Here is a 19181-nt window from a genome sequence, read left to right as displayed (position 1 = left end):
GCTCGCCTCCAAAAATGCGCAAAGCATGTTATACTGAGTGAGTGCATCGCGGACAGCCCCTCCCACGAACGAAGCATAATTATCCCGATTTAAGTGGAAGTAAAGCTATCTCGCTGGCCGCGCAGAAGGCGAATTAGCGGGACAATCACTCTAGTTCGAGTCTCAATTTCGTTAGATCGCCGAAAGCGACGAGTGACGGCCGACTTGGGGGCGCAAAGCGGCAGTCACCGGGGCCGCTACACGAGGGCCAGATTGCGACACATGTCTGTCTGTAAAACGACCGTTTTCCGCACGTCGGCAGGACTAAGTTGCAGCCGGGCAATCTGGATCAAATCATCGGCCGTGCGCAGGGTTGACTGCAAGTCAGTTCTAAAAGGAAATGCCGATACAGCTTTTCGGAAATACGATGGCGCTCACGCGCCGCCCGTCTTGCGGAAGTCGTAGGGCTTGATCCCGAGCTTGCGCGCCTTGTCGGCGAAATTGTCCTGGATGCCGGTCCCCGGAAAGACAATGACGCCGATCGGCAGGACGTCGAGCATCTGGTCATTGCGTTTGAAAGGTGCCGCCTTGGCGTGCCTGGTCCAATCGGGCTTGAAAGCGACCTGCGGCACGTTGCGATTGTCGGCCCACTTGGCTGCGATCAGTTCGGCGCCCTTCGGCGATCCACCATGCAACAGGACCATGTCGGGGTGCTTGGCGTGGACCTTGTCGAGCGTCTCCCAGATCAGGCGATGATCGTTGAAGTCCAGCCCGCCGGTGAAGGCGATCTTGGGTCCGGCCGGGACCATCACCTCGGCTTCGGCCCGTCGTTTGGCGGCGAGGAAGTCGCGGCTGTCGATCATGGCCGAGGTCAGTGTGCGATGATTGACCATCGAGCCACTGCGCGGTCGCCACGATGATCCGGTGTGACGCTCGAAGTGCTCGGCGGCCTGGTCGCGCATCAACTCGAAGGCGTTTCGGCGCTCGATCATGGCCTGGCCCTCGGCCGTCAGACGTTCCAGATCGACCGACTTCACCTCGCTGCCGTCCTGTTCACGCTGGCTACGGCGCTGCGCCTGCTCGTTGTCGTCCAACTCGCGCTCGATCCGGCCGGTGGCGCGGTGGAAGACATTGACGGTCGACCACAGCAGGTCGTCGAGGTCGGGCTCGAGGCGTGTGTCGCTCATGCTCACAATCAAGGCGTCGAAGATGTCGGCGATGGCGCCAGCGACGATGTTGCCTTCGGGGAGTGGTCGCGGGTCGGCTTCGTCCTGGAAGGGCCGGTAGCCATAGAGCTGGAGTTCGGCGAGCAGATGGTCAGTGGGCGATGAGGCGTGATGGGGCTCGAAGCCGGTGTCGCCCTGGTCGATGGTCATGGGATGCTCCTTCGTGGATCAGCCGCGACCGTCGCGGCCTTCATGGCGACGAAGGAAGGCGGGCGGGCCGGACCTGCACCCCGAGCGAAGCGAGAGGGCCAAGCTTCGCGCTGAATGGCGAAGGCCGGCTATTTTGCCTCGCGATGCAAAGGCGGGCTTGCCCGCCGGCGGAAAATAGCCGGGCGCAGCCATTGCCGGACCGGGCCGATTGCCGTCCCGATCGCCCTCTGAGAAGGCCGTGGTCGCGGCTCTCTCCGATGTCGTGGAGCAATCCCGTAGCCGATGCAGCACACCGGCCCCGAGGCGCGGACTCATATCCCCATGCCGGCCATTGCCTGCACTCCCATGAAGCCGGCGACATCTTCCGCCGCGATCTGTACCCGCAAGGCCGCCCGAAGTGCATCAATGCCGAACGCGCGGAGATCCTCGTTGAAGTCCCCGACCCGTGGCGACAGGGTGATCGCCTCGATCCCGACCGCCTGCGCCCGTTCGACAAGGCTTTGCACCGCCCCATCACCGGCCGGATCGTCGTCGCGCGCGATGTAGAGACGGCGCAGTGTCGCCGGGAACAGGAGCTGGCCGAGATGTGCAGCCGAAAGCGCCGCCACCGTCGGCATCTGGGGCAGCACCATTCGTAGCGACAGCATGGTCTCGGTGCCTTCGCCAGCCGACATGACATCGTGGGCAACACCGAAACGGACCCCGTTGCCGAGGAGGTCGCCCATCGCACGCCTCGGCGTATCGACCGGCGCCTTGCCGCTACAATCTGGTGCAAGCCAGGTGCGGTGCGCCCCGGTGATCTTGCCGTCGAGATCGGTGACGGAAGCGATCATCGCCGGCCAGGTCTCGGTTTGGCTGAAGCTGTCCGGGCGATAGTAGCAGCGTGGATGGAAGCGCAGCGCTCCGGTTCCGTGCATAGCCGTAATGCCGCGTTTGCGTAGATACGTCTCTACGATGGTGCCCGTGATCGGCTGCGACATGGAAATTAGCCGCCGTGCTGATTCCGGCGATCCCGCCGGTGCGGACGATGATCGGGGCCGCGGCTGAGGGTTGGGTTCGTGTCGGGGCAGGCTGAGGAAACGTCGGGCCTCGTCAGCGACATCCTTGAAGTCGAGCAGGCCGCAACTCTCGCGGATGACGTCGAGAAGGTCGCCATGCTCGCCAGTGGCGGCATCGGTCCATTTGCCCGCCGCGCCCTTGCCGGACTCGGCTCCTTTCAGCCGGACGAACATCGACCGGCCCAGATTGTTCTGGACATCGCCGACAAGCCAGTAATGGCCCTCGCGGTGGCCGTTTGAGAGGTAGTGCCGACATACGGCCTCGGCCTGAGCAGCCAGCCGCTGCGCAAGATCCATGGCGGGTCGCATTGCAGACTCCTTAACAAAAAAGGGCCTGCCGTTGCCGGCAGGCCCCTCGGGAGGATGTGTTTCTTCGACTATTCGGCCGCAACCGCATGTGTGTCGATCTCAGCCGCCTCATCTTCGGCTTGCGGTTCGCTTTCCGCCATAGCCGTTTCGTCGCCGTCTACCGCCGTTTCTTCGACCGCCCGATCGGTGGACAGGCTGGTGTGGGTGGACGACGTGTCGACAACCGTCGCGACTGGCCGGCCAGGCGTGCGCAGCGGTTCCGGAAGCCAACCCGCACCGGCGAGCAGCTCTTGCGCCTTCTCGGCCATGTCGCCCTTCTTGAGGTGTTCGATGCGATCGCCGGCGCGTGCGCCCTTCGCTTCGCGCACCGATGCGAGAATGCGAGCCTTGGTGACACGGCCGAGATAGGTTTCGACCGTTGGTGTCCATCCGGCCGCCACCATGTCGAGATCGACGGCCTGTGCGAGTTGGTCGGCATGGGCGAGCGCACGCGGTCGACGACTATATGCCTCGTAAATCGCGTTGACCGACAGCGACACGCAGTGCGCAAACAGGCCCTGACGGCTGTCGCCGTCGAACGCCTGCAAGGCATCCCACAAATCGCCGGGCTCTTTCGGTAGCGCCGCCACCCAGGTTTGGTGACGGCCATCGAGCGCGGACGCCAGGCTGCTGTCGTTCAGGCCCGGCGCTTGCGTGCCGAAGCTGATGCTTTTCAACTCCATTTCCAGGCACGTATCCGAGCCGTAGCGGTAGAAGGCACGGAGCGTGAGTGCATGGAGGGCAGCGAGGAAGGCGACATCGGGCTGATCGCCGAGCGCGTGGCGCAGAGCCAGCGTGCGATGGGCAGTCAGCTCGGTCATCAAGCGATCCGGGATCGGCTTCAAACCGTCGTCTTCCTCGTGTTCCGTCGCGGTCTCGATGTTCGCGCTCACACCGTCGACCTCATGCTCCGCACGCGCCGCGGTGGCGACGTCGCCGTCCTTGGTCTCGACGTCGGCCTCCGGTTCGATCGGACGTTCGTCGTCGGGGCGAACATACCCACGCTCGACCCTGAGGTTGCCCGATGCATCGATGCTGACGAATGCACCGGCGCGCCTGATCTCCTCGGGATCGAAGACCTCCGCCCTTTCGTCGAGAGCGCTGATCGCGGTTTCGATCTCGCCAAGCCTTTCGTCCACCTCATCGGGGAGATCGTCGGTGGCGGCATAAGTCTCCTCCAATCTGTCCAACTCGGCTTGAAGAGATGCGCGGGTGGCCTGTTCCTCCTCGGTGAGAGCGGGCTGTTCGCCGCGGAGGTGACGGAGACCATAGGTGTGGCCGTAGGGGAAATCCGGCGCGATCTCGACCCACTTCCAGCCTTCGGCCGAGATCACCTCGGACTGCACGCGCAGCTTCTCGGCAACCAGCATTTCCAAGAGACCGACATCCTGCAGCCAACCGCCGTCGTCGCCCTGGAATAGGTCGCGCATGACGATGCCACCAGCCTCGGCATAGGCGCCCAGGCCGATGAATTGGGCACGCTTGTCGGCAACACGGACTGAGGTCTCGGTAAGCATTCGGCGGATGACGTGCGGCTCCTTACTGTAGCTTTGAGCGAGACGTTCGAAGACCTGCTCCTGCCGTTGATGGTCGCCGTTGACGGTGAACGCCATAAGCTGTTCGAGGGTCATGCCGTCGTCGGCATAGACATCGAGGAGCTTGGGCGAGACCGACGCAAGGCGAAGCCGCTGCTTCACGATCGCGGTCGAGACGAACTGGTTGGCGGCGATTTCCTCTTCCAACATGCCCTTCTCGCGGAAGGCAAGGAAGGCTCGGAACTGGTCCAGCGGATGGAGGGGTGCCCGCTGGATATTCTCGGCGAGCGAGTCTTCCTCAGCGAGACCGCCTTCACGGACAACGCAGGGAACCGGGGCATTCTTGGCAAGGCGCTTCTGCTTCACGAGGAGTTCGAGCGCTCGATAACGGCGTCCGCCGGCCGGGATCTCGAACATGCCGGTCTCATTGCCGTCGGCATCGCAAACCGGCCGAACCGTGATGCTCTGTAGCAGGGTACGGCGAGCAATGTCCTCCGCCAGTTCCTCGATCGACACGCCGGCCTTGATCCGGCGGACGTTCGCCTGGGAGATGACGAGTTGATTGAATGGGATGTCGCGTGACGACGACAGGGTGATTTTCTTTGCAGTAGCCATCGGAATGTACTCCGCGACGGGCGGCCGAAAGCCTCTCTCTCGGCCTCCAACCCGTCACGAAGTTGCGGCCCACCTCTTACTCTGAGAGGCGAACCGCAGAACCGGACAGCAGGAAAGGCGTGCAACCGCAAAGGCGTGAACCCGGATCAGGTGGCACGGTCGAGCAGCTTCTTTGCCTTGGCTTCGAGGTCGAGCCGCGCGTCCTGGTGTGTCTTGTCGCGCGCCACCGCAGTAATGCCTTGGACGAAATCGAAAACGCTCTCGGGTTTGTGGCCCTCCTCGGACAGCACGGTCTCAATGATCTTCTTGGTCTCAGTCTTGCTGAAGTCCCGCTTGCGGAGGAAATCGGTGCGGTCTTCGTCGGAGCGGGCGACGATCCGCGTGCGGGCCGCCTTGATCCCATTGACGAAGGGCAGGGGGCTCGAGTTGGCAAACCGTGTTAGCGCCGGTGCGGCCTCTTGAGCGAAGCGCGAGGCGGCATATTTCGAGTGCCGGATCGTGATCTCCTCGAAATCCTCGACGCCCCAGAGATTGCGGTTCTGGCAGACGGCGCGCAGATAGAAAGACGCCATGCCGAGCGTCTTGGCGCCGACCTCCGAATTCCAGCAATAGAAGCCGCGAAAGTAGAGGTCAGGCGAACCGTCTGGCAACCGGCCCGCCTCGATCGGATTAAGGTCATCGACCAGAAAGAGGAAGACGTCACGGTCGCTGGCGTAGAGCGTTGTCGTGTCCTTCGTCACGTCGACACGGGGGTTGTAGATGCCGGTCGACCAGTCGAGCAAGCCCGGCACCTTCCAGCGTGTGTCACCGGTACCGTTGCCGGCGATGCGCTGAACGGCGGCGACTAGCTCGTGGTCGTAGATCCGGCCATAGTCTGGGCCGGTGACGGCGCGGAGTTCGACTCGCCCGTCATCGGTATCGAGCGTCTTGACTTGCTCGGCGCGGTGCGACGTCAAGCCATATTGGAGGTTGATGCCGGCCAGCGAGGCCGGAAGCTGGCGAAGATAGGTCGCCGGCGCGCCGATCAGGCCCGCGAGTTGTCCAAAGCTCCAGTGGGTCGGCGCGAGAGGGTCGATCGCACTGGGCAGAATAAGCGACAGGCGTTCGGCGTTGTCGCGGCTGGCTTCGACGCGAACCGCTGCGGTCTCGACGGTCCGTGTTCTGCTGTGTTCGCTGCGGGTATGCACGGACGCGAACAACTCCGACAAGGAAAGGAACCGCTCATCGTCAGGCCGGGAAAACCATTCCGACGACACCCGGTCGACCCGCTGGCCGCGACCGATATCGACCTTGTAGCCGCCGCTTCCGTTTCGCGCTGCGTCCAGTACCTCAACATTGTCCATGGCTGATCTCCATGACGGATCGCCGAGAGCCTCTCTCTCGACCTTCAACCCGTCACGGCGAAAGCCGCAGCCCTCTCACTCTCGGGAGTTGCGGGGTGTCCCCGCAGAGGGGTCGACCGAGACACTGAATCGGGCGCAATGGGAAGCATTCCCTTCATATTCATTGTTGCCCAGCATGCCGGCTTAGCTTTCGCCTGGTGCCGCTGTGATCGTGACATTCTTGGGGTCAATGACAAGTGTCAGCTTTTCCGCACCAGCCTGATCGATTCCGTATTCGTCCAGGTCATCAACGCCCGGTCTTACATCTAGCGCTTCGAAATGCTTCGAGTGATACCGCCAGAGCGGATCGCTCGTCTTTTCGAAAAAAACCTTCGCACTGTACGTCAAGCTGGTGTCCGCAAATGTGGTTGTATTGAAGTACAAGCCTGCTGGCAGAGGCAGTGTCTCGTCGATCGTAAGAGACTGAACTCGAAATGGGCAACCGGCTTGGGATTTAGCAGAATATCGACCGCCATCCTGGCATCGTTTGCTCCCCAGAACTCGTCGAACTCGAAGGTGACGTTTGAGCGTAGGCCGGCGCTTGCGAGAAGGCGCAGCCATCCATCCGCGAATTCGGAAATGAGTGGTATTTCGGCGATATAGGGTCCAGTGATCGGTTGATCGGCGGCCAAGGTTATCGAAGGGATACGCGCATTACCGGCGATGGCCAGCGTCGCCTGTTTTGTGGACAACAGGGTCAACGCGCGCAGCAACTCCGCCCACTCGTCGAGACTATGTCGCGCTTCATCGATCGACCCGACGCTTTCGAATCTAAGGCCTTCAGGCGTCAGCCTGATGGTGAAGTCCGGGTGACGAACAAGCAGTTCCGGGGTGTAGGGGCCAAGAAGGGGAGGCCCGATAAACATCTCGGCCTCAAATCGTGCCGCCTGGCCAAATCCGGGCCCCCTGATCGAAACTTCGCAAGGTCCAAGCGTAGGCGGCGTCAGGCGGAGTTCTTCGATATCGTCGAACAGGGTGCCTTGATAGCGCAGACGGATGCCGAATCGGCTGTCAAAGACACGAAGCCGATGCGGCTTCAGCGGCACAAGGCCGAGCACGAGATTGTTGAGATGCTCCTGGCCTTCGATCCAGATCATTACTTCGGCTTCGAACTGCCCGTGCTCGTAGCCAAGCTCCATTAGCTGGCGCTGCTTCTCCATTGTGTAGGCGCCTGGGTTTTCACCGCATGCCGACGTGAGCGCAGCCAGCAGTCCTGCGGCGGTCGGTTCAAAGCGTTGCCCCACTTTTTCATAGTTGTAGCTGATCTCAATGTGATTGATTTCGTGAGCCTTGCGCGCTTCAGCCAGGCGCAGCCGCCGCAGCACGCGCGCAAGTTCATTGCCAATGAGATGAACAAGGTAACCGGACTGAAGCTCGCCGTCGGCACGCATGCGAAACACAATGATGAGGGCGGGACGGGGTCCTTCGCCAACCTATCAATTGCAGATAGGGTAAGCCTTACGCGATTGCCTGATCGTCCGAACGCCGACTTCAACTGAACGCGCGCGGCATTGGTGGGGCGTTGATCGAGTGGCAATGTTACGCCGGGAGGATTCATCGGGAATTCGACGATGAAATCCCACCCCATCAAATCGAGGGCGCTCTTGTTGCAGTAAAGGCCGGCCCGCTCGCACAGCACCTCGAATTGCCGCTCGCCGATGCGTCCGAGCCGATCCGGTTCCAATTCGGGTTCCATGCGATTCCTTCCGCGGCAGGCAGTTCACCATTGTTCTTGCGGCCGAGGGTTCGACCTAGAGCGCCGCCGTGCTACCCGTCGGCAAGCGCGCCATGCAGCTTTAGCACCTTCATGAGGATGTTGTTCGCAGCCACGAAATTGCCAAGCTGCCCCCTAGCTTGTACTGCCACTTCACACCGTGGAAGGTTGTTGCGGTAGCGGAAGACGACGATAGGCACGGTGGCCATACGGTTTCGAGCGCCGTTGTTACCGCCGTCGATGATTACGCGGACCAGTGCTTCGCGATCGGGTTTTCTGAAGTGTAGATAGTCGGCGTCTGGCATAGGGCTTATCTTCAAACGTAGCAGGCGCAAAATGACCGGTGGAAAAGACCCTAAGTTGCATCATTTTCTGCCGCAAATGCTGTTGCGTCGTTTCACCGATGTCAAAGGCAGGCTTGCCTTCTATACCAAGGTCGCTCCGGCAGCGGGGGTCATCGCAGGCAAGCCGAAAGGCCTTTTCGCCGAAAATTATCTTTACACCGTCGAACAGGCCGACGGCTCGTGCGACGTGGAATTAGAGAAGAGCTTCGCAAAGCTTGAAGGGGAAACCCACTCGGTACTGGCTATGATCGCGTCCGCAGCCCGCCAAGATGAGACACCGGGTCTGTCGGTCGAGCAGAAGCGCCTGCTCGATCAGTTCTTCTACATGCAATGGAAGCGCGTCCCCGACATGCATGCGAAGTCGCGAACCCTGCAGAACGCTGACGCCAATATCGAGGAGCTTATTGACCAACTTCTGGAGAAGCATCCTGATCGGGCCAATGAGTTGCAGGCGCTCCGGTCGCCCAAAGAAAAAGCGCGGCTGGCGCAGGGCGCGAGGGTGAGGGCGATCGCAACGGACGTAGGACAGATAATGGCCGTGCTGGATCAGCGCGGCCTGGCGATCGCCAGGACGTTCGAGGGTATGTTCGCGATCGGAAGCGCGCCGATCGTCCGCAAACGTGGCGACCTGCGCGAGCCGGATAGCGAGGCTTGGCTGCCTATCGCTTCCGACTTGGCTATAGGGATTGGCAGGGGCAAGGGAACGGAAGTGCTGATTGATCTTTCGCGCGATCAGGTGAACCGGTTCAACCAGATCACGGCGATGCAAAGTACTTCTTTCGCCGCCGCCTCGCGGTCGCTGATCGAGCAACTCGTGGCAACGCTGCCGACTTCTGAGGATGCTAAAGGCTAGGGAAGGAGCGACCGAGGAACGAAGCCACATGCTCGATTCTGGTCGCGAAAAGAAAACGATCGCTCGTGTCCCAACCCCAGACGATCCCGGTCAGTCGCGCGACGCCAGGCGTCCAAGCCTCACCGCGGCCGGCGAATTCGGCCAAGCGCGTGTTCCAGACAAAGGATCCGCTCATCCCATGCGGATCGAGTGGGATCGAGCTGGTCTTTCCATCCGTGGGTGTCGTCGCTTCGGGATGCCAATGCATCGCGAAATGGTAATCCTGATCGAAATCAGGGTGCTTGATCGGCCGCTTCGACGCCTCAGGCTCAAGGGTCTCGTCATATTCCTGGGTGAGATAAGGGGTGCCGGTTGTAAACAGCGTCCCGAATGTAGGCGAGTAATGGGCTTTCTCGCCGGTGAAACCTATTACGAAGAGATATTCGCCCTGAAGCGGCGCATGCTTTTCTTCAAAACGGTAGTCGGGAAATGCCATCGCACTGTGCGTAACGGCATTCCAATGGTCGTCAATGAGACTGAAGGCGATATCGTATGGCGCTGCAATGGTTTGAAAGGGATTGTTAACGTTAAGGTAGTCGGGAGCGTCGAAACATTTGCGGGCCAGCGAATGCTTCTTCACCTCCCAAGCGACGTGCTCATTGGTGATCAAGAGGCGCTTGCGGCGCCATTCGACATACCCACCGGTACCGACGTGTGTCGCCGTACCATCAGAAAGCGCGCCGGAAATCGGCGTCACGAAGGGCTGCATCTGCAGCCTCATCAAATTGCTCACCGCCGCGAGTTGTTCCTCTATTATCGGTTGTTGACTCGCATCCATTCAATCTCTCCCATGCGCTGGTCAGGCCTCGGTGCTATCTTGTGTAGCGCCCAGAGCCAATCGAAAAAGCGCTCAATCAATGTTCCTGCGGCCGCTCCAACCAACTCATTGGCGCGGAAGCGGTAGATCTGGTAGCCGGCAGGCGCAGGTCACGATCGGCCGCCACCATTCCGAGTAGGCTGCCAGGGAGGGTTCGCCATCTCCGCTAATATGCTGCGAGCCATCGACCTCAATTCGCGATGTACGGCATCTTGTCGTCGACCACACGCGGTTTCAGCGTTTCGGTGATGCGTTCTGATAATAGCGATGCACAACTCATATCGCGATCTCTGGCACGCCGGCGTCCGTGAGCAGTTGGAATAGGTCGGCGACGCGGCGGCGCTGGCCGCGCTCCTGGCAGAAGGCGAAAATCGCGCGCTGCTTGGCACGGGAGAGCGCCACAAAAAAAGTCGCAAGGCCTTCAGGGTTGCCCGGTGTGTGTGCCCACCATGCCTGATCATCAAGGCCGATGAAAACGATGGTGTCGTATTCGAGACCCTTGCTCTTGTGGACCGTCATCAACGGAATCTGTCCGAGCCCCTCGAAGGCGTCCAGGCAGATGGTCCATGTGGCGGCGCCGTTTGCCGATGCTGCCAGATGCTGTTGGAACGCATCGACCATGATCGCCAAGAGGTCGCCCGATGAATATTGGAGATAGGTTCGAGCGAAAGCGCCCAAATCGAGGAATGCCAGGATGCGCACGGCGAAGATCGCTGCGCTCGCCGGCGACGTTGCCGTGTTGGCCATGTCGGCACGCAGTGTCGTTAGAAAAGCTGTGAGCTCCGCCTCTGTGCGCGGCTCTGCGACGTCGTCCCCTGATGCGATCGCTCGGACTTCCAATAGAGCAGCGGAGGCCAGTTGCCATGCGTCCGGCGCGCGGCGGGTGGCGCCCAAGCGGAATAGAGCGATCGCGACTCTCGCAAATTGATCCGAGAGGAGCTCTTGGAGGGTCGTGCGCCCGAGGGCGTGGCTCTCGTTTCGCAGTCGCAACCCTTGCTGGGCCAGTGGCGCGGCAAGATCGGCCTCGAAGTCGTCGGACTTTTGCTTGACCAGAATGGCATAGTCGCGGGGTGCGCGACCGCGAGCCGCCATGTCATTCGCCAGCCACTGCGCAAGGTGTTCGGCCTCGCGGGCCATGGTCGGGCTGTTCCAGACTTGGGCGACATCGCCGTCCACCAGTCGTGCAGCTTGCGCCACCGTTGGCGCCGCGTGCGGATCAAGCGCTCTTGCCACGACGTGTTGAATTCGAACGAGATCCGGTGAGGAGCGGAAGTTGAAGAGCAATGGGATCCGAATGGCTGCAAAATCTGCGGCGATGCGTTCGAAGGCGTCCATGCGCGCGCCAGCCCAAGTCATGATGCGCTGTTTGTCGTCGCCAACGGCCGTCACGGCGATTTCGGCGCCGCCGAATGCCGAGAGCAGGAAATCGTACTGTGCGTAGGTCGTGTCCTGAAATTCATCGACGAACACGAAGGGATAGGTCAACCGAAGCGCGTGGCGAATGTCTGGGCTGGCGCGCAACAGCAGTTCGGCGAGCCGATTGAGGCTGACGAAACTCAGAGCCGATCGGGGATGGGTTCCGAACTGACCTTCCCACCAACGGTAGATAGTGAACTCCGTGCCGGTCTGCGGCGCGGGGCGCGCTATCGGCAAGCGATAAGCGCCAACATCGCGGGATTCAAAATTGCCCGCGCCAAGACCCGCAATTTCAGCCTGCCATTGCGCGGGAGCCGCGAGACGGGAGAGGTCAAGAAAACCTGAGACCTGCCGGTACGCCGGAAACGCGATGTCATAGGGTCGGGTTGGCCGCCAGTCGACGGGTATCGCGCTCTGGAATCTGTCCACCAGGCTTTTGGTGAAGGCGTCGAATGTGAGTGACGTAAAACGGTTCGCCAGTTCGTGCGGACAGCGCTTTCGCACACGGGCGGCAAGATTGTCGGCCGCATCGCCTTTGAAGGAGATCGCCAGGACACGATAGGGTGCTGAGCATAGTCCTGTCTCGAGGAGGTAGGCGGCACGCTGCGCCAGAAATTCGGTCTTCCCCGCGCCGGGGCCAGCAACAACGCATGTTGAGCCGCCTTGGCGCAGGGCGCGCCAAGCGTCGGGTTCAAGGTCGTCTATGCCCCGCGGTCGCCAGTCTTGTGGTCGGACGAGCGCCATGATCAGGCCGCCGGTGCGGGCGCAGGTGGCAGTGGGGGTGGCGGTGGGGCCAGCCGGGCCGAAACAGATGTCAGAAGCTCCCGCAACTCCTCGGGCGCGCCGGCGGCCAAAGGTGCGGCCGTCAGCCCGCTTAGGACACGGACATGCGTGCTGGGCTTCCCGCGCCCAAGGAACAAGTAGCGATACCAGCGCAACAAGGAATCCTGGTCAGCTGCATAGAGATCACCGCGGCCAGCTTCACCGAGGACAGCCGTGCGCGGATCACCCTGTGCTGATGGACCCTGTCGCCCCGGCTCGGCCATTTGATAGGCCACCGGAAAAGCGCGTAACATGGAATGGTCCAGATCCAGCGGCGTGCTGAAGAAAACGTTGAACTGCCTTAAGAAATTTGTCCAGGTCGTCATCAATGCGAAATTCTCGGTCGCGGTCACATCAAACGCGGCGAGGTTAGCCGCCGGGTCAGCATTAAGATGCTGGCCAAAGATAGCTGCCGGTGGAACGTCGATCTCCAGAAGCTGCGCGCATACCGTCTTGATTCGACCCCAGCCGCCGCCATCACGGCCCCAATCGAGATCGAGAAGTGTTGCATGGGGGATATCGAGGGCAGTGAGGAGCCGCCAAAGGTGATTGACGTGGCGACCGCCAAGGGGGACGACGGCAACAAATGAGCGGTCGATGTCGAGGCCCATTGCCTCTGCAAGCCGCGGGAGGACGACTTCCTCTGAAGCGCCCTCGCCAAGCACGACGAAGCGAGCGAAGTATAGCTCGGGATAGGTGCGAACGGCTTCCCGGACGAATTTCGATGCTTCCTCTTGTCCGATGGGGAGCCTAATGGCGCGAACCCGCGCTGTTCGATCTGCCGAATTGAGACGGAAATGCCTGACCTGCGACGGATCAACACGGGCAAGAATGCTCGCGGAATGGCTCGAAACCACCGCTTGGGCTCGATTTCCCTTCGTCAGGTCCTCGATCTGCCGCACGATACGGGAAAGATAGAACGGTGCGAGATTGTTTTCCGGCTCCTCGATGGCGATGAGCGTCAGAGCTGGCAGCGGTACGCCGCCGGGTTGGAAACCTGCAGCGACTGGATCAACAGCGATGCTGCTCTCGACGTCCAAAGTTGCGGCCGTCATCGCCAAATGGAACAGCGAGCGTTGTCCATCGCTGAGGTCGTCCAGCGCGCGCTCACGACCGGCTTCGTCGGGGCGAAAGACCACCTCTACCTTACGAATAAATTCTTGGAAGCGTAGGTCGATTGGCCGAAACAATGGTGTCGTGTCGGTGCCGGCGGTGTAGACTTCTTGCCAACGCCGACGCACGGCAGCCGACACGATGTCCACGGCGGGTTCGCCGGCAAAAGAGCCGTTGAGCGTAGCGCCCGTGTTGGAAAAGGTGTCCCTTACGCCCTGCGACCAGTTGATGGCCCGCCAGAGGCGACCGCGCAGGAAGGCCGTCACCTGGGATGCGCCATCGCGTGACGCGGGCACATAGATCATCTGAATCCGAGCGCGGTCGAGGGGTTTCAGCTCGATGCAATCGGCTTCCACGAACGGACCGAACGCGCGAATAGCCCAATACTTCTGCTCAATCGTTCCTTCAAGCGAACCGTCGTCCGTCCAGGTTGCCTCGATACGCAACCGGCATTTCAATCGGCCGGCCTCGTCGGCGGCCATTTGGTGGAAGAATTCGGGAATCGCCCCGGCGTGGGCGCCACCGGCATCAAGCTCAGGAAAGGCAAGAATTGCTTCGAGAACGAAGGTACGTTGAAGCGGTGCGACCAGTTCAGCCGCAGGCACATGGAAATCCTGGCGGCGAAGGCGCCGATGATCGCCAGTGATGCCGAACAGACGTTGAAGCGCCTGCATGACCGCTGTCTTGCCTGCTCCATTCACGCCTACGAATGCGGTAAGACCAGGCGTCAAGTCGATGGTCAATGGATCGGCGCCGAAGCAGCGGAAATTGACCAGAGTAAGCCGTTCAATAAACATGGGTATTAGATCTCCAGAATCCGGTCCGCGGATGTTTCAATCGAGGCAAGGGCGGGTAGAAATTTCTTCTGGTATTTCGGAATGCAAAAATTGATGCCAGCCCTGCGGCGTCGTCAGTTGGCCCGTGGCAGTGTGTCGTCGCGACCGTTACTGAGGATCAGCCGACCCGATCGAGCCTGCCTCTGCTCGGGACGGGGTAGACCCTGTTGTCACGTGCCAGCTGTTGCAGAAGGCGGGTGTTGGCCAACCAACCATCAAATTCCGGGTCGGCTGAGATGCCGAGGCTGCGGTCTCCAGTTGGTGCATAACGTCGTAGCTGGTGACTGACACCGCCACGGCTGAACATCCAGCAAGCCACACGATGGCGAGAAAGCAGGACACACAGCCGACCCGCGTCTAGATGAAAGCCGGTAGCGTCCGATCGACCTGACAAGGGGTGCTGGACGAACATCAACGGTCGCTCCAATCCTTGAAACCGATTGGCCGTCTCGACGAAGACCCCGGCTAGAGCTGGGCCAAGGCGTTCCCGGACGGCGTTGACCTGTGCGACATGGGCGCAGGCGACCCCGATCATTTCCGGAGTTACCGGGACTGCTTTTCCTTGGTGGTCGAGAATCCGCGCCCCACGTGTTAGCACGCGGCCGATAGTCCAAACCATTTCTGCGGCGAGATCTGGATCTACTTCGCCGGCGATCATCGCCGGGAGTTCGACCATTACCAAGCTTTGCCCCGCCACTACAGCGTCAAGTGGGGTGTCCATCGGGGCGATCCCAGGAGTATCGAAGGTCAGGGGCCTTGCATCGTCCAAGGCGACGAACGGCATGACAGGATAGAAGGCCGGCTGGATGAAGTCGACGGTATCCCGCACGAGGCGCCGCGAAACCGGCAGGCTCATCTGGCGGACTTCGGGATGGCGCTCGATCATGGCACGTGGCGCTGGCACGTGCGGGCCGGCCGGGTCACAGCGCCACCGTTCGAGCTCAGCTTGGATCACCGGATCGATCTGGCCGGGATCACCGATCAGGACCTGTCGTGACGCGAGGCCCGCTATCTGGTGATAGCGATAGTCCGGAAGTTGGTAGGCCTCATCGACGATTTGCAGATCGAAAAGGCGGTGATCGGCGTCCAACCAGGACCACTTAGCGCCGTTGCCCACAACGACGCAGGGGCCATCCGGCAGATCGCCCGCGCGATGGATCACCCGGAGGTTGGGCAACGACGTGACGTTGGCTGGCGGTGTCAGCTTCTCGCTGGCCATCATATAGAACGGCAGCCGCGAGAAGCCTCCGCAGAGCCGGCGCAGAAGATCGAAGGCCTGCTCGTTTGTCTGGGTCGTGACCATGGCCCGCTCGCCCATGATGCCAAGCGCTTGAACAGCAAGACGCTCCGCAACGCCGGTCTTGCCGGCGCCCGGCGGCGAGTTCAGCACCACGGCGGGATCTCGCGTCCACTGAGTGGCGAGCACCGCTTCGACGGATCGCTCGGCTAGCTCGGCAGGGGTCGTCATCGGAGGGCCTCCACAGCGGCCAGTAGGTTGAGGGGTTGTGCAATGGGCGTCGCCTGCGGCGCAGTGGTATCTTGCGAATGGGTCCACGGCGTCTCGGCCAGTCTAGCGGACATTTTGCCACGCTCGCGATAGAGCTGATTCCAATCAGGGGGCGGCGGCGCCAATTCGATTGCCGCGCCAATCGAAGGCACACCGACTGCGCGCATGCCGGCGGTGACGATGAAACCCACGTGGGTGACCGCCTCATGGCGACGAACGCCTTCCACCGCACACCTGAGACGGGGGTCGGACAGATACGCCATCTCATCGCCGTGCCGCAGATGCAGGTTGGTCTGAGCGGTCTCGACGTTGAAGCGATGAATGGTCTTTCTTGGCACCTTGGTTGCCGTTACGTTCGAAACTCGCCCGCTTACGATCTTGCCGGCGAGCCGCCCGCGAGCTTGCGCCAGGGCGTCGCCGTACAGCGCACCCTGCTCAACATTTTGGGCGGCACGTTCGCGCTCGGAAATCTTGAAAGCGGCCGCCTTGGGTCTGTCGCGATAGGGTAATGCGACGTCCTCGTCACGGCCGCGCATGAAACTCTCGAACTCGTCGGCCTCACGGCGGGCGAGGTCGTCCAACACGCCTGCCGCCGGGAACTGACCTTGCAGGAAGGTGAGCGCTCGCTGAACGGCCTGATAGATGCGCTCGACAATAGGGATGAGTTCGTTTTCGATTGCGCGGGCCCTGCGCTGCTGTTCGGTCGCCGACGCCCCTTCGCGTCGCGCCCGGCCATAGGCTGACACGAGCGGCTGCAGGCGCTCACGGTCGAAGACCGGGTCGGTCTTTACGCCCATCACCTCTTGCTCGGCCTGCTCGACTGCACGCCGAACGTCGCCGTCCGCAGGCGGGTCGAGCCAGACCAGGAAGGCGCCAAGGTGCTCGTCCTCGCCTTCCTGCTGTCCAGTGCAGTAGTGCGCCGAAAGGGCGCCTGTGGCGGTCATCAGCGCTTGCTGACCCGCCACAGGCGAGCGTTCTGTCGCATAGGTCAGGAGTTCGCCGACCCGCTTGATCGGCGGGTTGTCGCGCGTGAAGCGCAGTCGATCAGCCAGGATGTCGAGATGGCCCGCAGCTGCTCCAGACGAAACCCAGATCTGCGGAAATTCACCGGCCAGCCGGCAGCGCTGAAAGTACGCCTCGATGATTACGCCGAGCCAGGCGATGAGCCCATACTGCTCCTCGCGTACCCGTGGATCGGGAACCACACGGATTTGCGGTGGGCCACCAACTGGGCCGACGGCTAACGCGTGAATCGTCGTGTCTTCGCCTGCCATCGCCAAAGGCGCGATGATCAGCGCATGCGACTGGATGACCATCTGCAGATGCGACGCAGCGCGAACGGCCCGGCCGGCATCGAACGCGCGCAGGCGGCCCACGAGGTTTACAAGATCAGACATGGCCGACGGCTCTCCGCAAGGCTTGATCCGCAGTCCGCAACTCAGCTGCCAAGGTTGCCTCGGCGGCGTTGAGCGGCGGGAGGCCAGAACCCGCCATCAGCTCCAAGGCGCGGTCGATTGACCCGGCAGCAGCGAGCTGTTCGGCAGCGAGGTCGCCGAGCACAACGGGATGGCGACCCGCCAAGGCCTGGCGACGGCAATGCTCCCACAGCCCGCAGTGTTCCTTGCAGGACGGTCGGTAGTTGTTAGGCACCGAGGCCAATACGGCTGGGTCGTCCAGAGTAGCGCCGGCTGGCAACATAGTCTCGAGATCGTCGAGGTTAGTCGGCGCTTCGGCGATAGCGCGTTCCACCGAGTCGACCTCGCTGGCGATCGCCATGCGACTCAGGGTCGGGATGAAGAACCCTGTCACGCGCATCACCAGGTCGGCATCGGCAACAGCCAGCTGCTCCGGTTGGCGTGCTCCGAAGCTTTGCAGCGTTTCGCGCAGGCCGACGACGCCGACAGCGGCTTGGCGGCAGGCACTCCGGATGTCGGCCGCATCTGTCTTGCCGCCTCGGTCGGGATAAGATTTGAGTTCTCCCACCCTATAGAAGGGTTCCTGGTCCGCCGCGACGAGGAAGTCAGGTTCAATCGGATGCGGCAGTCCCACCAGGCTGACCAGCAGTCGAGGTTTGATGATAAGGTTCGGCGCCAGCGGATCACCGCGAAACTTTCCTTCCAGCAAGCGGCGCGTTTCCGTCTCACGCCGGCGTCGGGCTCGTAGGTCGGTCCCTGGCGCAAGACCATCGACTGCGACGATCTTAGCCTCCGAGGGCCCGAGAAGGCCTCGTTCCCGATAGAGCGTGAAAAGGTTCGCCGCGCCGTTCTCCAGTAGCTGTCGTTCAAAGCGTTGCCCAAGAGTCAGCGCGAATGGCGACTGACCCTCGCGGTCCGGAAAGCCAAGGATTTTGGCCGCCGTCGCGGGCGTCACTCCGGCGATGGTCACGGCACGGAGGCGCAAACAGTCGGGGTTGCGCGCAACGCGCTCGATGCCGCGTGCGCCCGGCTCTTCCGCCGGGCGGGCACCTCGCAAGCGTGCAACCCGCTGGTCCGAATTGCTCATCCGCCGACCCTCCCGCCCTGCGAGCCGCCTTCGATCACGGCCGGCAGACCCCAGAGTCGTTGCTGCTCAGGGTATTTGCGAAGTCGGGCGGCTGCGTCCCGCCGCTCCTGCAGGTCGTCGGCTTCGATGGCGCCAAGCTCAGCCTGAACGACGGTGCGGACCTTTTGCCCATCCAGCGGCTGCCCCGAGGCCACGGCGCCGGGAACGCCGCGGGCGTAACGCACCACAAGACTCTCGATAGCGCTCGCCTGGGGCGCCCCGCCAGCCTGCAGCCGTTCCAGTCGGTCCACGAACGCCAAGGTCGTATAAAGGTGGATAACGCGGAGGCTCCGGGCGCCCACCACCCGGCGCTCAAGATCCCAAGCCGTACTGGTCAGCAGCCGCGGGATGGGCGTTAGGCGCGCCGTGCTCAGCGCCGGAGCCACCCACGCGGGTCTGGAAGTCGGATCACGGCGGGCAGCGCGCTCCTCGTCCCGCCGCAGACTGGCGAATCGGGACGCAGGTATCTCAATGCCGGTTGTAGCTTGGCTGAATTCGCTGACCGTCGAAGGCGCCAGTGGCACTCCGATCTCGTCGGTGATGTCCAGTACCTGCTCGCGCATAGTCTTGCCGCTTGCGCGAGGGCGCGGACGGGCCGGCGTCATCGTCGCATCGGCAAGTGCGTATCGCAGGTCTTCGTTCAACCGCTGCATCTCAGCGGAGAGTCTGCGCAGCTGCGGCTCAACCCGTCCCTGCTCGGCGAGATCGCCGGCTAGGAGCGCAGCGCTGAAGGCGGCGAGCAAAGTCTGCTGCTGTTCTACGACCTTGGTCAGGCGTTGCCGGATAGTGATGACTGTCTGGTTCATTGCGCTTACATAACATTCCACGTTCTTCCACGCAATACCACGCTTCTAATATTCGCGCGCTCGACCGCCGCGCCGGCGTA

At 61.9% G+C, this 19181-nt stretch carries 15 protein-coding genes; 1 reads left to right on the top strand and 14 read right to left on the bottom strand.

The annotated features are described in order from the left end of the window. Positions 1 to 413: 413 nt before the first annotated feature. The 7 genes from NKI15_RS02875 to NKI15_RS02845 all read right to left on the bottom strand — a co-directional run bounded on the left by NKI15_RS02875 (position 414) and on the right by NKI15_RS02845 (position 8312). Complete coding sequence (locus NKI15_RS02875; protein WP_352885671.1) at positions 414 to 1355, bottom strand: DUF2493 domain-containing protein; 942 nt, start codon at positions 1353 to 1355, stop codon at positions 414 to 416. Between the two features lie 311 nt (positions 1356 to 1666). After that, positions 1667 to 2722, bottom strand: a complete 1056-nt coding sequence (locus NKI15_RS02870; RefSeq protein WP_352885670.1) for a DUF7146 domain-containing protein — start codon at positions 2720 to 2722, stop codon at positions 1667 to 1669. A 68-nt stretch (positions 2723 to 2790) separates the two neighbouring features. Continuing rightward, positions 2791 to 4911 (bottom strand): ParB/RepB/Spo0J family partition protein, encoded by a 2121-nt coding sequence (locus NKI15_RS02865; RefSeq protein WP_352885669.1) that lies wholly within the window; start codon positions 4909 to 4911, stop codon positions 2791 to 2793. Positions 4912 to 5057: 146 nt separating this feature from the next. Beyond that, positions 5058 to 6254 carry a DUF932 domain-containing protein gene (locus NKI15_RS02860; protein ID WP_352885668.1) on the bottom strand — a complete coding sequence of 399 codons (1197 nt, stop codon included), beginning with the start codon at positions 6252 to 6254 and terminating at the stop codon, positions 5058 to 5060. A gap of 183 nt (positions 6255 to 6437) precedes the next feature. Further along, positions 6438 to 6641, bottom strand: a complete 204-nt coding sequence (locus NKI15_RS02855) for a hypothetical protein (RefSeq protein WP_352885667.1) — start codon at positions 6639 to 6641, stop codon at positions 6438 to 6440. Further along, the gene (locus tag NKI15_RS02850) at positions 6638 to 7684 is read right to left on the bottom strand and encodes a hypothetical protein (protein WP_352885666.1); all 1047 of its coding nucleotides are present in this window, start codon (positions 7682 to 7684) and stop codon (positions 6638 to 6640) included. The genes NKI15_RS02855 and NKI15_RS02850 overlap by 4 nt, the downstream gene beginning before the upstream one ends. A 376-nt stretch (positions 7685 to 8060) precedes the next feature. Continuing rightward, positions 8061 to 8312: a hypothetical protein gene (locus NKI15_RS02845; RefSeq protein ID WP_352885665.1), complete on the bottom strand. Its 252-nt coding sequence runs from the start codon at positions 8310 to 8312 to the stop codon at positions 8061 to 8063. A 31-nt stretch (positions 8313 to 8343) separates the two neighbouring features. Between NKI15_RS02845 and NKI15_RS02840 the strand changes: the two genes are divergently transcribed. Then, positions 8344 to 9204, top strand: coding sequence for a DUF4238 domain-containing protein (locus NKI15_RS02840; protein WP_352885664.1), 861 nt, complete (start codon positions 8344 to 8346; stop codon positions 9202 to 9204). Here NKI15_RS02840 and NKI15_RS02835 read toward each other — a convergent pair. The 7 genes from NKI15_RS02835 to NKI15_RS02805 form a co-directional block, all read right to left on the bottom strand. Then, complete coding sequence (locus tag NKI15_RS02835; protein ID WP_352885663.1) at positions 9194 to 10021, bottom strand: hypothetical protein; 828 nt, start codon at positions 10019 to 10021, stop codon at positions 9194 to 9196. The genes NKI15_RS02840 and NKI15_RS02835 overlap by 11 nt on opposite strands. Before the next feature lie 315 nt (positions 10022 to 10336). Next, positions 10337 to 12220 (bottom strand): UvrD-helicase domain-containing protein, encoded by a 1884-nt coding sequence (locus tag NKI15_RS02830; RefSeq protein WP_352885662.1) that lies wholly within the window; start codon positions 12218 to 12220, stop codon positions 10337 to 10339. A 2-nt stretch (positions 12221 to 12222) separates the two neighbouring features. Beyond that, positions 12223 to 14208 (bottom strand): ATP-dependent nuclease, encoded by a 1986-nt coding sequence (locus tag NKI15_RS02825; protein ID WP_352885661.1) that lies wholly within the window; start codon positions 14206 to 14208, stop codon positions 12223 to 12225. 157 nt (positions 14209 to 14365) lie between these two features. After that, entirely contained in the window at positions 14366 to 15715 is a 1350-nt protein-coding gene (locus tag NKI15_RS02820) for an AAA domain-containing protein (RefSeq protein ID WP_352885660.1), read from the bottom strand. Beyond that, entirely contained in the window at positions 15712 to 17151 is a 1440-nt protein-coding gene (locus tag NKI15_RS02815) for a hypothetical protein (protein WP_352885659.1), read from the bottom strand. The genes NKI15_RS02820 and NKI15_RS02815 overlap by 4 nt, the downstream gene beginning before the upstream one ends. Next, positions 17144 to 18256 (bottom strand): hypothetical protein, encoded by a 1113-nt coding sequence (locus NKI15_RS02810; RefSeq protein ID WP_352885658.1) that lies wholly within the window; start codon positions 18254 to 18256, stop codon positions 17144 to 17146. Before NKI15_RS02810 ends, NKI15_RS02815 begins: the two co-directional genes overlap by 8 nt. Then, entirely contained in the window at positions 18253 to 19101 is an 849-nt protein-coding gene (locus NKI15_RS02805; RefSeq protein WP_352885657.1) for a hypothetical protein, read from the bottom strand. Before NKI15_RS02805 ends, NKI15_RS02810 begins: the two co-directional genes overlap by 4 nt. Positions 19102 to 19181: the final 80 nt, after the last annotated feature.

The organism is Mesorhizobium sp. M0862 (assembly GCF_040319795.1).
GTDB lineage: Bacteria > Pseudomonadota > Alphaproteobacteria > Rhizobiales > Rhizobiaceae > Mesorhizobium.
The sequence above is the reverse complement of the archived record's forward strand: the minus strand, read 5'-3'. Positions and strand labels throughout refer to the sequence as shown.

What these genes read in the sequence shown, in the direction of transcription:
- NKI15_RS02875 (WP_352885671.1), bottom strand. Translation starts at nt 1,355, where the DNA reads ATGACCATCGACCAGGGCGACACCGGCTTCGAGCCCCATCACGCCTCA.
- NKI15_RS02870 (WP_352885670.1), bottom strand. Translation starts at nt 2,722, where the DNA reads ATGCGACCCGCCATGGATCTTGCGCAGCGGCTGGCTGCTCAGGCCGAG.
- NKI15_RS02865 (WP_352885669.1), bottom strand. Translation starts at nt 4,911, where the DNA reads ATGGCTACTGCAAAGAAAATCACCCTGTCGTCGTCACGCGACATCCCA.
- NKI15_RS02860 (WP_352885668.1), bottom strand. Translation starts at nt 6,254, where the DNA reads ATGGACAATGTTGAGGTACTGGACGCAGCGCGAAACGGAAGCGGCGGC.
- NKI15_RS02850 (WP_352885666.1), bottom strand. Translation starts at nt 7,684, where the DNA reads ATGCGTGCCGACGGCGAGCTTCAGTCCGGTTACCTTGTTCATCTCATT.
- NKI15_RS02845 (WP_352885665.1), bottom strand. Translation starts at nt 8,312, where the DNA reads ATGCCAGACGCCGACTATCTACACTTCAGAAAACCCGATCGCGAAGCA.
- NKI15_RS02840 (WP_352885664.1), top strand. Translation starts at nt 8,344, where the DNA reads ATGACCGGTGGAAAAGACCCTAAGTTGCATCATTTTCTGCCGCAAATG.
- NKI15_RS02835 (WP_352885663.1), bottom strand. Translation starts at nt 10,021, where the DNA reads ATGGATGCGAGTCAACAACCGATAATAGAGGAACAACTCGCGGCGGTG.
- NKI15_RS02830 (WP_352885662.1), bottom strand. Translation starts at nt 12,220, where the DNA reads ATGGCGCTCGTCCGACCACAAGACTGGCGACCGCGGGGCATAGACGAC.
- NKI15_RS02825 (WP_352885661.1), bottom strand. Translation starts at nt 14,208, where the DNA reads ATGTTTATTGAACGGCTTACTCTGGTCAATTTCCGCTGCTTCGGCGCC.
- NKI15_RS02820 (WP_352885660.1), bottom strand. Translation starts at nt 15,715, where the DNA reads ATGACGACCCCTGCCGAGCTAGCCGAGCGATCCGTCGAAGCGGTGCTC.
- NKI15_RS02815 (WP_352885659.1), bottom strand. Translation starts at nt 17,151, where the DNA reads ATGTCTGATCTTGTAAACCTCGTGGGCCGCCTGCGCGCGTTCGATGCC.
- NKI15_RS02810 (WP_352885658.1), bottom strand. Translation starts at nt 18,256, where the DNA reads ATGAGCAATTCGGACCAGCGGGTTGCACGCTTGCGAGGTGCCCGCCCG.
- NKI15_RS02805 (WP_352885657.1), bottom strand. Translation starts at nt 19,101, where the DNA reads ATGAACCAGACAGTCATCACTATCCGGCAACGCCTGACCAAGGTCGTA.